The organism is Nocardia pseudovaccinii NBRC 100343 (assembly GCF_001613225.1).
In the GTDB taxonomy this organism is placed as follows: domain Bacteria; phylum Actinomycetota; class Actinomycetes; order Mycobacteriales; family Mycobacteriaceae; genus Nocardia; species Nocardia pseudovaccinii.
In genome coordinates, this window is record NZ_BDBY01000066.1 from 1 (window position 1) to 15,957 (window position 15,957).

The 15,957-nt window shown below is 67.3% G+C and carries 15 protein-coding genes and 1 pseudogene; 2 read left to right on the forward strand and 14 right to left on the reverse strand.

What is annotated here, in order from left to right; all coding sequences use genetic code 11:
• From NP3_RS07525 to NP3_RS07540, 4 genes are all read right to left on the reverse strand, one after another.
• The coding region (locus NP3_RS07525) for a sensor histidine kinase family protein (RefSeq protein WP_157124177.1) at positions 1–895 on the reverse strand (895 nt) is incomplete at its 3' end.
• Between the two features lie 40 nt (positions 896–935).
• On the reverse strand, positions 936–1,595 hold the full coding sequence (locus NP3_RS07530) for a response regulator transcription factor (RefSeq protein ID WP_063039141.1): 660 nt from the start codon (positions 1,593–1,595) through the stop codon (positions 936–938).
• Positions 1,596–1,641: 46 nt separating this feature from the next.
• A complete protein-coding gene (locus NP3_RS07535) occupies positions 1,642–3,051 on the reverse strand; it encodes an MFS transporter (RefSeq protein WP_063039135.1) in 1,410 nt (469 codons plus the stop codon).
• A 278-nt stretch (positions 3,052–3,329) separates the two neighbouring features.
• A complete protein-coding gene (locus tag NP3_RS07540) occupies positions 3,330–4,154 on the reverse strand; it encodes an LLM class F420-dependent oxidoreductase (protein WP_063039142.1) in 825 nt (274 codons plus the stop codon).
• 151 nt (positions 4,155–4,305) lie between these two features.
• Here NP3_RS07540 and NP3_RS07545 point away from each other — a divergent pair, with 151 nt between their 5' ends.
• A complete protein-coding gene (locus NP3_RS07545; RefSeq protein ID WP_063039143.1) occupies positions 4,306–4,749 on the forward strand; it encodes an Hsp20/alpha crystallin family protein in 444 nt (147 codons plus the stop codon).
• Positions 4,750–4,814: 65 nt separating this feature from the next.
• On the opposite strand, the gene truA is transcribed toward NP3_RS07545, so the two are convergent.
• From truA to NP3_RS47700, 10 genes are all read right to left on the reverse strand, one after another.
• Positions 4,815–5,672 carry a tRNA pseudouridine(38-40) synthase TruA gene (gene truA, locus NP3_RS07550; RefSeq protein WP_063039144.1) on the reverse strand — a complete coding sequence of 286 codons (858 nt, stop codon included), beginning with the start codon at positions 5,670–5,672 and terminating at the stop codon, positions 4,815–4,817.
• 271 nt (positions 5,673–5,943) lie between these two features.
• The gene (gene rplQ / locus NP3_RS07555; RefSeq protein ID WP_063039137.1) at positions 5,944–6,471 is read right to left on the reverse strand and encodes a 50S ribosomal protein L17; all 528 of its coding nucleotides are present in this window, start codon (positions 6,469–6,471) and stop codon (positions 5,944–5,946) included.
• Between the two features lie 49 nt (positions 6,472–6,520).
• A complete protein-coding gene (locus NP3_RS07560; protein ID WP_040686662.1) occupies positions 6,521–7,579 on the reverse strand; it encodes a DNA-directed RNA polymerase subunit alpha in 1,059 nt (352 codons plus the stop codon).
• A gap of 105 nt (positions 7,580–7,684) precedes the next feature.
• Positions 7,685–8,290 (reverse strand): 30S ribosomal protein S4, encoded by a 606-nt coding sequence (gene rpsD, locus NP3_RS07565; protein ID WP_063039138.1) that lies wholly within the window; start codon positions 8,288–8,290, stop codon positions 7,685–7,687.
• A 20-nt stretch (positions 8,291–8,310) separates the two neighbouring features.
• Positions 8,311–8,724 (reverse strand): 30S ribosomal protein S11, encoded by a 414-nt coding sequence (gene rpsK, locus NP3_RS07570; protein ID WP_014349147.1) that lies wholly within the window; start codon positions 8,722–8,724, stop codon positions 8,311–8,313.
• Positions 8,725–8,734: 10 nt separating this feature from the next.
• Positions 8,735–9,106, reverse strand: a complete 372-nt coding sequence (gene rpsM, locus NP3_RS07575) for a 30S ribosomal protein S13 (RefSeq protein WP_062983099.1) — start codon at positions 9,104–9,106, stop codon at positions 8,735–8,737.
• Positions 9,107–9,282: 176 nt separating this feature from the next.
• A complete protein-coding gene (gene rpmJ, locus NP3_RS07580) occupies positions 9,283–9,396 on the reverse strand; it encodes a 50S ribosomal protein L36 (protein WP_040686659.1) in 114 nt (37 codons plus the stop codon).
• Between the two features lie 115 nt (positions 9,397–9,511).
• A complete protein-coding gene (gene infA / locus NP3_RS07585) occupies positions 9,512–9,733 on the reverse strand; it encodes a translation initiation factor IF-1 (protein ID WP_003418601.1) in 222 nt (73 codons plus the stop codon).
• 1,188 nt (positions 9,734–10,921) lie between these two features.
• Positions 10,922–11,482 (reverse strand): hypothetical protein, encoded by a 561-nt coding sequence (locus tag NP3_RS47695; RefSeq protein WP_063039139.1) that lies wholly within the window; start codon positions 11,480–11,482, stop codon positions 10,922–10,924.
• A 653-nt stretch (positions 11,483–12,135) separates the two neighbouring features.
• The gene (locus NP3_RS47700) at positions 12,136–12,390 is read right to left on the reverse strand and encodes a hypothetical protein (protein ID WP_063039140.1); all 255 of its coding nucleotides are present in this window, start codon (positions 12,388–12,390) and stop codon (positions 12,136–12,138) included.
• Between the two features lie 2,344 nt (positions 12,391–14,734).
• Between NP3_RS47700 and NP3_RS07600 the strand changes: the two are divergent.
• Positions 14,735–15,955, forward strand: a pseudogene (locus tag NP3_RS07600) (MinD/ParA family ATP-binding protein); the annotation flags it as partial.
• Between the last annotated feature and the right edge of the window lie 2 nt (positions 15,956–15,957).

Sequence of the window (15,957 nt, forward strand, 5' to 3'; positions counted from 1 at the left end):
CGAGCAGCGCGGTCAACCGTTCGACCTCGGCGCCCGCGCTACGGAAGGTCGCCACCGCACTTTCCGGAATGGCGGCTTCCAAAGAGTCGAGACGAATCGTCAAGGCGGCGAGCGGATTTCGCATGGCATGCGCGGTATCCGCGACCAGCTGACGTTGCGCATCCGCCGAATCGGCGACCGCCAATGCCATGGCATCGAAGGATTCCGCGACCGCCCGCATTTCCGGCGGCCCGCCGTGGTGGCGAGCGATCGAGACGTGGGCGGCGGCCTCGGCGCGCGGCTTCGGCAGGGTCGCGGTCAACTCGGCGACCGCCTGCGACAGTGCCGCCAGCGGCCGCAGCACCCAGCGCGCCAGGCTCAGCGCCAGCATGGTGAACACCACCATTGCCAGCACCGCGCCGACCGCGATCACCGCCCAGGCTCGGGCGATATCGCGCCGGGCGCGGGCAGTGGATGCCTCGATCACCACCGCGCCGTTGACCTGCACTCCGGTGCCGACCGGACGGGCAATCAGCACCGTCGACGCACTCCACGGCGTCAGTCGATACACCGGCTGCGGCCGCTGGTTGCGGCGGGCGGCGGCAACGGCGTCCTCGACGGGATCAGCGGCCGCATCGACGCCCGCATTCACCGTCCGCGCACCACGCGCATCTACTACGAGCACGTTCTCCCCGTAGAGATCGTGGTAACGCCCGGCCTCGTCGGCCAGCGCCCGGCTGTCCCCCTCGGCCACCGCCGCATCGGCGAGGCTGGCGAACCGGTCGGCATCACCGGACCGATCGGCGACGAACTCCTGGGTCCGGCTGGTCGCGAAGGTCAGCGAGAGCGGTACCGCGAAGGCGAAGACGGCGATCGCCGCGAATACCGTCAGCGCGACGAGTAGTCGTCTGCGCATGCCGGGCTCCGCTCCTGCTAGGTCTGCCGGGCCGGTACGATCACTGGCCCCAGCGGTAACCGTAGCCGCGAATCGTCGTTATCAGCCCAGGTCGGTCCAATTTCGCTCGCAATCCGGTCATGTGCACATCCAGTGAGCGCGATACCGCCACGAACGCGTCACCCCAGATCCGATCCATCAGCTGCTGGCGGCTGACCGCGGCGCCGGGCCGCTCCACCAATGCCTCCACCAACTCGAATTCCTTCTGGGTCAACGCGATCGGCCGCCCGGCGACCTCGACCACCCGGGCCGCCAGATCGACCCGCACATCGCCGGTGACCACGTCGGCACGCTCCGGCTGCGATCCGGCGGCGGCGCGCCGGACCACATTCTCCAGCCGGGCCATCAATTCCGCGATCCGCGGCGGCTTCACCAGATAGTCGTCGGCACCGCCGCGCAGTCCGCGCACGATCGAGCGCTCGTCGCTGCGCGCGGTCAGGATCAGCACCGGAACGGAACTCACCTCGCGCAGCTGGCGCAGCACCTGCAGACCGTCACCGTCGGGCAGTCCGAGATCCAGGATGACCGCGTCGTAACCGCGGTGCGCGATGAGCAGATCGGCGCCGCGGCGCTTGCGCTCGGCCTGATAACCGCGGGCATTGAGCGCCTCTACCAGCGCGTCGCCTACGCCGTCATCGTCCTCGACCACCGCCAGCCGCACACGCCGATCCTCCCACAGCAATGGAGCGGCGTGTGCGGTCGGGCCGTCAGGGTCGAGCCGTCGCGAGGTCACGGTCCGGCCCGCTGGCCGAGGTATCCGCCTTGGTGAGCGAAATATCGTCCGTGGCAGCGGCATCGGCGTCGATGGCGGATCCGCTCGAGGTCTCCCGCATGAACCAGTAGGTCAGCAGCGAGATTCCGATGCATCCGGCGACGTACCAGAAGTACAGCGATTCATGGTTCGCCTGCTTCAGCGACAGCGCGATGGTTTCGGCCGTACCGCCGAAGATCGCGACGGTCAGCGCGTACGGAAGGCCTACGCCGAGCGCGCGGATCTTGGTCGGGAACAGCTCGGCCTTAACGATGGCGTTGATCGAGGTGTAGCCGGTGATGATGACCAGCGCGCCCATCATCAGCGCCCAGGCGGCGATCGGATTCTTGGTGTGCGCGAGCACGGTCATGATCGGCACGGTGAGCAGGGTGCCCGCGACGCCGAAGAAGATCAGCAGCTTGCGTCGTCCGACCCGGTCGGACAGTGCGCCCGCCAGTGGCTGCAGCACCACGAAGACCAGCAGTGCGATGAAGTTGATCCACGAGACCGTCGACTTGGAGATGCCGGAGGTATTGATCATGAATTTCTGCATGTACGTCGTGTACGTGTAGAACGCGACCGTGCCGCCGAGCGTCAGCCCGATCACCAGCAGGCATTCCCGCGGGTACTGCAGCAGCATCCGCAGCGAACCACGCGCGGGCTGGTTCGCACCGGCGCTGCTCGCCGCCGGATCGCGTTCGGCCTCGACCTCGGCCTCGAAGTGCTCCGACTCGTCCATGCTGCGCCGCAGCCACATCACGATCAGCGCGGCCGCCGCACCGATCACGAACGGAATGCGCCAGCCCCAGTTGTTCATCTGCGCGTTGTTCAGGAACTGCTGCAGGATGATCTGCACGCCGAGTGCCACCAACTGTCCGGCGACCAGCGTGACGTACTGGAAGCTCGAATAGAATCCGCGCTTACCTGTCGAGGCCACCTCGGACAAATACGTTGCGCTGGTTGCGTATTCGCCACCCACCGAAAGGCCCTGCAACAGGCGGGCCAGCAAAAGCAGTATCGGCGCGGCGATTCCGATCGTCTGATATCCGGGCGTCAGCGCGATCAGCAGCGAACCGGCCGCCATCACCGTCACCGACAGGGTCAGCGCCGAACGACGTCCGAACTTGTCGGCGTAGCGACCGAGTGCCCACCCACCGAGTGGCCGCATGAGGAACCCGACCGCGAAAACGGCTGCGGTGGAAAGCAATTGCGCGGTCGAATCGCCCTTCGGAAAGAACGACTTCGCGAAGTAGACGCTGAACGCGGCGTAGACATACCAGTCGTACCACTCGACGAGATTGCCGATGGAACCACGCAATACATTCGCGACCACCCGGCGCTCGCCGACAGGCTGTGTCGTAGTCACAAGATCTCCTTCTTCGACGCGGCCTTGCGTCGGTCGGAGACCAGTGTGTGCGCAGTCACAGCGCCGATGGAAGCGGACGGCGCCCTTTCTAACGCTGCCTTAGGACGAATGGGGTCTTTCGCGTCCGAATCGTTCGAACCTCCCGAACGAATCGGGGGAACCCGAACCGACGACGCCGAGGAAGGCGGCGTCATCTGCGCGAGTCGAGCCGATCGACGCGCTTCAACAATGTCCCCTGGGGCGATCGGCCGGAAACTCAGCCGATCGCCACCGCAGGACTATTTCGCGAGCAGCGGTGCGAGGGTGCGCAGAGTGGCGGCTTCGTCGGCGAGGACTTGGATGACGACGTGGTCGGCGCCTGCGTTCAGGTGAGTGGAGAGGCGATCGACGATCGCGTCCGCGTCGCCGTGAGCTACCAGGGCGTCGATGAGGCGATCACTGCCGGGTTTGGTCACATCGTCGTCGCTGAAGCCGAGGCGGCGCAGATTGCTGACGTAATTCTGGAGGTCGAGATAGAACTCGACGCGCGGACGGGCGGTGATGCGGGAGCGGACCGGATCTTCGTCGAGGACCACCTTGTGTTCGGTGGCCAGCAGCACGCCGTCACCGAGTTCGGCGCGGGCGCGGGCGGTGTGTTCCGGGGTGACGAGGTAGGGCAGCGCGCCAGCGGACCGTTGCGCCGCGAGCCGCAGCACGCGCGGGCCGAGGGCGGCGAGGGCGCGGCGCTCCTTCGGTACGCCCGCGGCATCCAGTTCGTCGAAGTATTCGCTCAGCGCGTCATAGGGCTTGCGGTATTCGCCCTGGTGTTCGGGGTGGCCCGCGCCGAGGCCGAGCAGGAACCGACCGGGGAAGCGCGCGTCGATCCGGTGGAACGACTCCGCGACCTGCTTCGCGGGTGCGGTCCAGATGTTCACGATGCTGGTGGCGACGGTGATCGACTCGGTCGCCTCGAGCAGCGACTCGATCACCGGTAGTTCGGCGGGCGGGGACCCGCCGAGCCACAGCGTGCCGTAGCCGAGTCCTTCCAAGTCCTGTGCGTCCTGCGGGGTGAACGCCCCGTAGTAGCGCCATACACCGAACCGTCCGAGCTTTGCGATCGCCATGTTCCGAGCCAACCACACTGTCACGGTTCCTATTCCGACCTCGAAATCGGGTTAGCACTCTCTATTCCAGAGTGCTAACTTGGATGGTGCACAGCTTCCGGCGCTTGCCGCCGTGGCAGGCGCCGCCGCTAGTGAAATGGAGGTGATTGCTGTGCTCCGGTTCGATCCATTCCATGACATCGACACCGTTGCCCGCCAGCTGCTCGGCGAATCCATGGGGACATCCCGCGCGCCACGATTCATGCCGATGGATTTGTTCAAGGCAGGCGATCATTACGTACTCAACGCCGACCTGCCCGGTGTGGACCCCGGCTCGGTGGATGTGAGCGTCGACAACGGCACACTCACCCTGCGCGCGCAGCGCAGCCTGCCGAGCGACGAAGGCGTCCAATGGATTGCGTCCGAGCGCTTCGCGGGCACCTATATGCGCCAGCTCAGCCTCGGCGACAATGTCGATGCCGACAAGATCAGCGCAACCTATAACAACGGCGTGCTATCGGTGACGATTCCGATCGCCGAACGGGCCAAGCCCCGCCGTATCGAAATCTCCGGTTCCAGCCAGCCACGGACGATCGAAGCAAGTTCGTCCGGCTAGATTCGCTGGGTCATGCTCCCGCACCGCCCGTGCCCGCAGATTCACGGTGCGGGAGCCCCGTCAGCTCAGTCGCCGCAGCAGCCTTCGGTTGGGACAGTACGCATTTCGCGGGTTTCGGCATTGCGCGCGGCGAGGTCGGCATCGTCGGGATAGTCGACGGCAATGAGACTCAGACCATGTGCGGGCGCCACGGTGACCGAACTGGAGCGCTCGGTTTCGTTGAGTAGCGCGGCGACCCAGTCGGGCGTGCGACGCCCCTCCCCCACCGCGAGCACCGCGCCGACGAGGCTGCGCACCATGGACCAGCAGAACGCATCCGCGCTGACATAGGCGATGAGCAGGTCGCCATCGCGCTCCCAGTCGAAGCGCTGGAGTTCACGGACGGTGGTCGCACCGTCACGGCGGCGGCAGAATGCGGCGAAGTTGTGCAGGCCCAGCAACTTTCGCGACGCCTCGCGCATGGCCTCGAGATCGACGTCGTGACGACAGGCGACAACACTGCGGGCTTGGAGCGGCTCGGCACCATATGGCGCGGTGGTCAGCCGATACGCATAGTGGCGGCGGATCGCCGAGAAACGCGCGTCGAATTCGGCCGGGACGACGCGAATATCCTTGATCCGCACGTCTTTCGGCAGAAACCGCGCCATGCGATGGATGAGCTTGGCCGCATCCGGTTCGGTCCCGATATCGAAATGCGCGACCTGCCCCTCGGCATGTACACCGGCATCGGTGCGTCCCGCGACGGTCAATTGGATCGGCTCGCGGAACACTTTGCTCAGCGATTCCTCGAGCACACCCTGCACGGTGCGCAGACCCGGTTGCCGCGCCCAGCCGATGAAATCGGTACCGTCGTAGGAGATGTCGAGCCGGACGCGCAACACGTTCGTCCCGCCATCCAGGCCGACCCCGCTATCGGGGCGCACCTCGTCACCTCGAAGGGCGAAACCCGCCGCTGGCCCCCCACCCCCGCCGGGGCGATGGGGCGCGGCGCTACCGGTCGCGAACGAACCGGTCGAATCCTGCACGGTCACGGCCATCTCCTGCTCGATACGCGCGAGCCAGCGCTTCGCTCATCGAGATCCACCTCGCACACGTGGAACACGCTGCCGCGGAAGCGGTCTCCTTCGGACACGAATGAGCCCGCCGACCCACAGAGGGTACGGCGGGCTCCTTCGAAGACTTCCAACGCGAGCGTCAGGCGTCCTTCTTGTCCTCAGCGGCCTCGTCGGCAGCGGGGGCCTCGGCCTCGACGGTCTCGGCGACGGCCGCATCGGCCTGCTCCTCGACCACGGTCTCGGCGACGGGCGCCTCGGCCTTCTTGGACGCGGCCACGCGACGGGCGCGGTCGGCCTCGTTGGTCACGGTCTTCTCCCGGACCAGCTCGATGACCGCCATCGGCGCGTTGTCACCCTTGCGGGGCAGCGTCTTGGTGATGCGGGTGTAGCCACCCTCGCGGCCCTCGAACGACGGACCGATCGAGGCGAAGAGCTCGTGGACGACATCCTTGTTACGGATGACCTTGAGCACCTCGCGACGGTCGGCCAGGGTACCGGCCTTCGCCTTGGTGACCAGCTTCTCGGCGTAGGGGCGCAGCGCCTTGGCCTTGGCCTCGGTGGTCGTGATACGACCGTGCTCGAAGAGCGCCGTGGCCAGATTGGCGAAGATCGCCTTCTGGTGCGACGCCGACCCGCCGAAGCGGGCACCCTTCTTGGGCTTGGGCATTGTTTGTTCTCCTTGTGTGAGGCCGGGCCGGGGTGCCTACCCCAGCGGCCTAGAGCTGTTCGGTCTCGGCGTAGTCCTGCTCGCCGCCATCGGTGTCACTGAACGTGCCGCTGTCGCTCCACGTTCCGGTGCTCGCGTCGTAACCCACCACGGACGAAGGATCGAACGAGGCCGGGCTGTCCTTCAGCGAGAGGCCGAGCGCATGCAGCTTGACCTTGACCTCGTCGATGGACTTCTGGCCGAAGTTGCGGATGTCCAGCAGATCCGATTCGGTGCGGGCGACGAGCTCGCCGACCGTGTGCACGCCCTCGCGCTTGAGGCAGTTGTAGGACCGGACGGTGAGGTCCAGATCCTCGATCGGCAGACCGAACGAGGCGATGTGATCCGCCTCGGCCGGCGAAGGGCCGATCTCGATGCCTTCGGCTTCGACATTGAGCTCACGGGCCAGGCCGAACAGCTCGACCAGGGTCTTGCCCGCCGAAGCGAGCGCGTCCCGGGCGGTGATGGAGTTCTTGGTCTCCACGTCCAGGATCAGACGGTCGAAGTCGGTGCGCTGCTCGACACGGGTGGCCTCCACCTTGTAGGTCACCTTGAGCACCGGCGAGTAGATCGAATCCACCGGGATCCGGCCGATTTCCGCGCCGGACGCCTTGTTCTGCACCGCCGGGACGTAACCGCGACCGCGCTCGACGACGAGCTCGATCTCCAGCTTGCCCTTGTCGTTCAGGGTGGCGATGTGCATATCCGGGTTGTGCACCACAACACCGGCAGGCGGCACGATGTCACCGGCGGTGACGGTGCCCGGGCCCTGCTTGCGCACGTACATCGTGACCGGCTCGTCCTCCTCCGAGGACACGACCAGACCTTTGAGATTCAGGATGATGTCGGTGACATCCTCCTTCACGCCGGGAACGGTGGTGAACTCGTGCAGGACGCCGTCGATGCGGATGCTCGTGACCGCGGCCCCCGGAATCGAGGACAGCAGGGTACGCCGCAGCGAGTTGCCGAGGGTGTAACCGAAGCCCGGCTCGAGCGGTTCGATGGTGAACTTCGAGCGGTTCTCGGCGACGACCTCTTCGGTCAGCGTCGGACGCTGTGAAATCAGCATTAGGATCATCCTCCTGTAGGGGCGCCCACTATTTGACGCCCACGTCTTGGGGGTTGTGTGTGACCGCTCGTCTCCGAGCGGTCACACACCAGCAGCGAAAGCTGTTTACTTCGAGTAGTACTCGACGATCAGCTGTTCCTGCAGCGGCACATCGATCTGGGCGCGCTCGGGGAGCTGGTGCACCAGGATCCGCAGCCGACCCGGGAGCACCTGCAGCCAACCCGGAACCGGGCGGTCGCCGACGGTCTCACGCGCGACCTGGAACGGCAGCGTGCCGAGCGACTTCTCCTTGACATCGATGATGTCGTACTGGGTCACCTGGAAGCTGGGGACGTTCACGGCCCGGTTGTTCACCAGGAAGTGACCGTGGCTGACCAGCTGGCGAGCCTGCCGACGGGTGCGCGCCAGACCGGCGCGGTACACAACATTGTCGAGCCGGGTCTCGAGCAGACGGAGCAGGTTGTCACCGGTCTTGCCCTTGAGGCGGTTGGCCTCTTCGTAGTACCGGCGGAACTGCTTCTCCATGACGCCGTAGGAGAAGCGCGCCTTCTGCTTCTCCTGCAGCTGGAGCAGGTACTCGCTCTCCTTGATCCGCGCACGGCCGTGCTGGCCCGGCGGGTAGGGACGACGCTCGAACGCCTGGTCGCCTCCGACGAGGTCGACCCGCAGACGACGCGACTTGCGGGTGATAGGGCCTGTGTAACGAGCCATTTTTCGTTATTCCTTTCCCGCTAGACGCGACGCCGCTTGGGCGGACGGCAGCCGTTGTGCGGCTGCGGGGTGACATCGGAGATCGTGCCGACTTCCAGGCCTGCGGCCTGCAGCGAACGGATCGCGGTCTCGCGGCCCGAACCCGGGCCCTTGACGAACACGTCGACCTTCTTGACGCCGTTCTCCTGCGCCTTGCGGGCAGCGTTCTCGGCGGCGAGCTGGGCGGCGAACGGGGTCGACTTGCGCGAACCCTTGAAGCCGACGTGGCCCGAGGACGCCCACGAGATGACGTTGCCGGACGGGTCGGTGATCGACACGATCGTGTTGTTGAACGTGCTCTTGATGTGCGCGTGGCCGTGCGGGACGTTCTTCTTTTCCCGGCGACGCGACTTCTGGGTCTTCTTGGGGCCGGAGGCCCGACTCTTCGGAGGCATCCTTTATCCCCTACTTCTTCTTGCCTGCGACGGTGCGCTTCGGGCCCTTGCGGGTGCGCGCGTTGGTCTTGGTGCGCTGGCCACGCACGGGCAGGCCACGACGGTGGCGCAGACCCTGGTAGCAGCCGATCTCGATCTTGCGTCGAATGTCGGCCTGCACCTCGCGGCGCAGGTCACCCTCGACCTTGAGGGCCGAACCCTCGATGTAGTCACGCAGCTGCGTGACCTGCTCGTCGCTGAGGTCCTTCGAGCGCAGGTCCGGGCTGACGCCCGTCGCCTCGAGGATCTCCTTGGCGCGGGTACGGCCGATGCCGAAAATGTAGGTCAGCGCGATCTCCATGCGCTTTTCGCGCGGAAGATCAACGCCCATGAGACGTGCCATGTGGCAGGTTCCTTAATCGTTGCGGAGGTCTGCTCCCTGTCCGTCCCCTCGTCTTGGTGGGGCCCCGGCCTCCGGTCCGGGGGTAGGCGGGCACTGTGTGTGCCCGCTGGCGCTGGGAGGTCTTCTTTTAGTTGGCCAAGCCGATCAGTGATCGGTGCCCGGCTGGTGTTGCGAACTCAGCCCTGACGCTGCTTGTGGCGCAGGTTCTCGCAGATCACCATGACCCGACCGTGACGGCGGATCACCTTGCACTTCTCGCAGATCTTCTTGACGCTCGGCTGAACCTTCACGTCCGTCCAATCTTGTTCGGTTCACACGGGTGTGAACACAGTTTTTCCCCAGCCGACGACTGGGGAAGTCTCTGTGGTGAGCCTTGCGGCTCGATGGTCACGCCTTCCGGCGTGATCACTTGTAGCGGTAAACGATGCGGCCGCGCGACAGGTCGTAGGGCGAAAGCTCGACGACCACACGGTCCTCGGGAAGGATGCGAATGTAGTGCTGCCGCATCTTTCCGCTGATGTGCGCGAGAACCTTGTGTCCGTTCTCGAGCTCGATCCGGAACATCGCATTGGGCAGCGGCTCGACAACTCGACCCTCGACCTCGATGGCCCCGTCTTTCTTCGCCATGTCCTCCGCGATCCCGGTTTACGCTCAAACCTGGTTTGATTGCCTTGTATCTGCTTCCATGTACCCATCGGTCGTCCCGATCGGCGGCATGCAAACAGTCGGCGCGTAGGTGCACCGCCGACCAAGCTTACCGGTTTAATTGCGGGCAGGCCAATTCGCCCTGGTCACAGCGTGCGGGAGCGGCTACTGTTCCGCTTTTGGTGCGCGCGAGGCAGTGCGCAGACCCCGCGGTTGCCAGCGTAGTCGTGGTGGCCGGAGCCGCGTTGGAGTCGTGATCGTCACGCGGCGGACACCGTCGGTGGCGAGACCGGAAGTCGGCGCTGTTCTGCTCGTCGTCGAATGCCCACCGGCTTTCCAGCAGAGCCGTCTTATCCGGCGCGGTCCCCCTCCTCTTTATCCGGCGCAGTCCCCCGTTCGGCATCGGCCACGGCATCGGCATCGCAGTTCGTCGCCATCCACGGCGGCCGAGCGAGGGCAGGGCACTACGTCGTGACGCCGAGCCGGAGCATGGCGATACTTCGTGCATCGGTCGCACCGGATGCGGTCGCGAACCCGTTCGTCGCTCCGGCGCGCTGCGATGGGAGCGTTGGCGAAGACTTGCTCAGCGGGATACATGAGGCCGCCCTCGCCGGAAAGTAGAGGCCCGCCGAAGATCAGGATCGAGGCCGGATGCTGGTGACGAAGCAGACGCGCGGCAATCTGCCATGCGGATTGTGTGCGGTCATACGACACAGCACATCTCGTCCTACCTATCGAGAGACGCATGGGGTCCAACAGATCCCGCGATAAGGGCGTTCGAAAACCGGTCGTTCGGCCCACTCCCCACCCGTGATGAGGCAGAGTCGTCGCGTAAACTGACCACAGCCCAGGAATAAAGGTCGAGCAGATCAAGGGGGACGTGTGAGCCGTAATAACGACGGCCTCCCCATGCTGCCCCCGTGGCTTTCCGAGAGCGATGTCACCGGCGGCTACGAAGCACCCGTACAGAACCTGCCACAGGACGACCTCATCGATGAAGCGCCTTCGCGGCGTGGACGTTCCAAGCGCGCGCCGGAGACCGAGCGTCCCGAAGCCGCGCGCCGGGACAAGCGCCGATTCGGCCGTCGCAAAGGTAAGGACGAGCAGCCCGAAGAACAGGGCCAGCGCCCAAGTTCAGCGGGGCGCGAATTGTCCGGTCCGGGTTTCGAACTACACAGCGGATCGGGTGGTTTCCAGGGCCCGAACGCCTTTCGCGGACCCGAACCCCAGCGCGGCCCCGAGCCAGGCCGACAGGGTCCACCTCAGCACGACTCCGGCCCGCCCGCGCGCCCGGATGGACCGGGTCAGGGTTCGCCGCGCTCGGAAAACGGTTGGCAGGGCAGCAATCAGCTGCCGACCCGGCACCCCGGCCAGCTCTCCGCCGGTTTCGACCCGCTCGGCAGCAGGCCGCCGACGCCACCGTCGCAACCGCTGGTGCACCCTTCCGGCCCGCAGCAGCCCGCTGCCGATTACCAGCAGCCGGGTGCGGGCCAGCCGATTGCCGCAGAGCCGCCCCCGTCCGTCGAGGAAACGGTGCGCTACCAGGCATCGCGCCCCGACCTGCCGCCCCCGCCGAACCAGGCCGCCGCACAACCGTATTCGCTTGCCGCACCACCGCAGCCGCCGACGAGCGAGCGGCCGGGGACCGGCGACTTCGACACCCCACCCGCATGGCTCGATACGCCCCGCACCGACCAGGGCGGCCAACCGGCGGTCGGCACGGGTCCGCATACCCCCGCAGCCTCGGCACCAGCTCATCCCGGGCCGACTTCGGTGCCCGAAAACCAGTCGGAAAATGGCCAGCTCACGCCGCCCGCACAGGCACCATCCGCAACGACCTCGGGCGGCACCGACGCGCCGTCCGCACGGCTCGACGAACCGCACGCGGGCGGAATCGACGGCCCGTCCTCGCAGCACTCACCCGGGTTCGACGGCCCGCCTTCGCGAGTCGGAGAACCGCACCCACAGGGCGCTCATGGCGTCGACGGACCGCCCACCCGACACGATGAACCGCGGCCGCACGACCCGCGCGGAGTCGACAGTCCGCCTTCGCGACTCGACGAGTCACGGCCGGGCTCGCGTCCGGACAACTCGGGCCCGGAACTCGACGAATCGCGCCGGGCTGGCTCGCACGGGGGCGATGGCCCGGCGCAGCAGTTGGACGGGGTGGACTCGCAAGGTGACGATGGTCCGCCGCCTTGGCTCGCGCCACAGCGGCCGTCGCAGGATCAGACCGCTGACGAGCAAGGTGCGCGGAGCGCGCAGCGGCCTGAGTTGCCACCGCCACCAGGGGAATTCGACGCACAGTCGGCCTCCGGTATACCCGCGGACGCTGGTGTGGCACGGGGTTCCGGGGCGGCGACGGATGAACCGGGCCGTACGGATCAGGATGATTCGGCGCGAGCGCTCGGTGCAGCGCAGACCGCGAACGACGCAGCGGGTTCCGCCGAGGGCGATCGCGCGCAATCCTCCGGTGCGACACCGATATTCGATTCCGCGACGGTCGATCCGGCCAGGCGGCCGGGTGGCACCTCCCGGGTGCCCAGCACCGCCTCCTCGGAGTACGGACGCGCACCGCGCGGCAGCCAGGATTCGGGCGCGGGCACCGGCCACCCCGCAGGCGGATCGCCCTCGGGCACAACATCGTCCGCGAGCGGCGGTGCACCGCACGACTACAGCCAGTACGGCCAGGCGACGCAAACCGCCAACGACGATCCGGCTTCCGCGCGGGCAGTCGGCTCGGGAGCAGCACCTCAGACACCGGGACAGTTCCAACGCCCCACATCCGCACCACAAGCACCCGGCGGCGAGTTCCACCAGCCGCCCTTGGCGCCGCAGGGAGCTGATTTCCAAGGGCCCACCGGTACCGGAGATTCGGAATCCGGTCGGCCGCAACGCGATAGCGGGTCGACCGCGCCCGGATGGGTCACCGGCCCCGATCCGGCGGGCTCTGAGTTCCCGGAATCGGGGGCACCGCAGGCACCGAGCGGGGAGCTCGGACGTCCGGGCTCGGGACCGCAGGGAACCGCAGCCGAATCCCAGCGGCCGACCGGGACGGCAGGACAGTCTGGATCCGCTGCGGCGCAACGAGGACGTGAGTTGGCCACGCCTGGTTGGGCTGCGCATCCCGTCCCCGGAACGACGGGCGTACCGACGCCCGTCGCTGGACGGCACCGGTTGCCATCGGAAATCGACGCGGCCGCCGAGGCGGACGATGACGCCGCAGAGGCGACCGACACTGCGGGCGATCAGCAGGTTCCGACGAGCGAGCAGTCGGCGCCGCATGGGCCGGGCGACCGAGCAAGTGTTGCCGGAGCGGAGCAATCCGCAGTACCCGAAGAGCAGCACGGCGACCGCAATGCCCCCGGCGACGTGCAGCCCGCATCAGGACAAGCATCGGGCACCGGGCAGCCGAATAGTCAGTGGCACAACGGAACTGGATACGCCCAGCCGCCCACTGGGCAGACACCTGTCGGCGATCAGACCGGCCCACCATGGCAGATCGGACCTGGGCCCACAGGACAAGCACCCATCGGCGACCCGGCCGCCCCGCGGCAGAACGGACCCGGGTACGCGAACCCATCCACCGGCCAAGCACCCGGCGGCGACCAACCACCGTGGCAGAGCGGCCCCCTGGGGCAAGCACCCGGCGGCGATCGCGCACCGTGGCAAGGTGGCCCGACGCCCACAGGGCAAGCACCTAGCGACCATGCGCCATGGCAAGGCGGACATGCACCAGCGGGTCAAGGGTCTGGCGATCAGTGGCAGGGCGGCCCGGTACCCCCGGGGCAGGTGCCTGGCAGCGACGAGGCACTGTCGCAGAGCGGACCCATCGGGCGCGCACCCGGCAGCGCTCAAATGCCATGGCAGAGTGGACCCACGGGGCAAGGCCCCGGAGGCGAACACGCACCGCGGCAAGGCGGACTCGCGCCCGCAGGCCATGCACCTGGCAGCGACCAAGCACCACGGCCGAGCGGCCCAGGAACTACGGGCCAAGCACCCGGCAGCGATCAGGCCGCACCATGGCAGGGCGGACCCGGGTACGCGCAACCGCACATCGGGCAGGCGCCGGTCGGCGATCAAGTCGGCCCACCCTGGCAGAGCGGACCCACGGGGCAAGGGTCCGGAGGCGAACACGCACCGTGGCAAGGCGGACTCGCGCCCACGGGCCAAGCACCTGGCAGCGACCAAGCACCACGGCCGAGCGGGCCTGGATCTATAGGGCAAGCACCTGGCAGCGATCAGGCCGCGCCATGGCAGGGCGGACCCGGGTACGCACAACCGCACATCGGGCAGGCGCCGCTCGGCGATCAAGTCGGCCCACCCTCGCAGAGCGGACCCACCGGGCAAGGCCCCGGAGGCGAACACGCGCCGTGGCAGGGCGGACTCACGCCCACCGGGCAAGCACCTGGCAGCGATCAGGCCGCGCCATGGCAGAGCGGACCGGGGTACGCACAACCGTCCACCGGACAGGCGCCGGTCAGCGGTCAGGTCGGACCACCTTGGCAGAACGGACTTGGGCCTACGGGGCAAGCACCCGAGGGCGACCGGGCACCGTGGCAGAGCGAGCCCACCGTGCAGGCGCAAGGCGGCGATCACTCGACGTGGCAAGGCGGACTCACACCCACCGGCCAAGCATCTGGCGACCACGCGCAATGGCAGGGCGGCCCTGCGCCCATGGGGCAGGCGCGCGGCAGTGACCAGGCACCGTCGCAGAGCGGACCCATCGGGAGTGCACCCGGCAGCGATCACACACCGGGGCAAGGCAACTCCGCGCCGACGGGCCGAGCATCCGGCGGCGACCAAGCATCATGGCAAGGCGGGCCTGCGCATACGGGACAGGCACCCGGCAGCGACCAGGCATCGTCGCAGAGCGGACCCATCGGGCGAGCATCCGGCAGCGACAACGCGCAATGGCAAGGCGGACTCGCACCCACGGGGCAGGCACCTGGCAGCAACCAAACACAGCAAGGCGAATTCGGCCCGACAGGCCAGGCACCTGGCAGCGACCAGGCACCGTGGCAAGGCGCGTCCGGTCCCACCGGCCAAGCGCCCGGTGGCGATCACGCACCACGACAAGGTGCGCCCGGGTATGGGCAGCCGCCGATCGGGCGGGCGCCTGAGGGTGAGCAGTGGCAAAATCCTGCGGCGCGGGGCTTCGGGCAGCAGGGGCATGGACCGATGGGACAGCAACCGCCCGTTGGGGATCCGCAGGCTGGGTACGGCCAACCACCGGCCGGGTATCAGCAGGGTGGTCAGTATCATCCGCACGGGCCGCAGCCTTCGCTCGATGACGTGCCGTTGCGGCGTGCGAAGAAGTCGCCGAGCGGCGGGTGGCGCAAGGCCGTGCACCATGTTTCCGGTGGCGCGATCAATCCCGGCTTGTCCGCGGAGGAGTTGCGGCTGCAGGAGTTGGTGGCGCGGATCCGGCAGCCGGTGCGCGGCGACTATCGGATCGCGGTGCTCTCGCTCAAGGGTGGTGTCGGAAAGACCACCACGACAATGGGTCTCGGTTCGATCTTCGCCTCCATCCGTGGCGACCGGGTGATCGCGGTCGATGCCAATCCGGACTTCGGCACGCTGTCGCAGCGGGTGCCGTTGCAGACCCGCTCGACCGTGCGCGATCTCTTGCTGGATCCCGCGATCCAGCGCTATTCGGATGTGCGCAGGCACACCTCGCAGGGCACCAGCCGATTGGAAGTGCTTGCCAGCGAACGGGATCCGGCGGCGTCGGAGGCGTTCAACGACGAGGAGTACCGCGCGGTCGCGCGCATCCTGCAGCGGTTCTACAACATCATCCTGACCGACTGCGGTACCGGACTGATGCATTCGGCGATGGGCGGCGTGCTCGACCTCGCGCATTCGCTGGTACTGATCTCCTCGGCCGCGATCGATGGCGCGCGCAGCGCGGCGGCGACGCTCGACTGGTTGTCCCTGCACGGCCACGATCATCTGGTCCGCAATGCGGTCGTGGTGATCAACCTGCCGCGTGAGGGTTCCCCGAATGTCGGCATCCAGCAGCTACGCGAGTACTTCCTGTCGCGCTGCCGCGCGGTGCACATCATCCCGTACGACTCGCACCTGTCCGAGGGCGCCGAGATCGATCTGCATCGTCTGCACAAGACCACCAAACGCGCCTACGTCGAACTCGCCGCTACGGTCGCAGACGAATTCGGCATCGATCACCGCCGCTACGGTGTTTAATT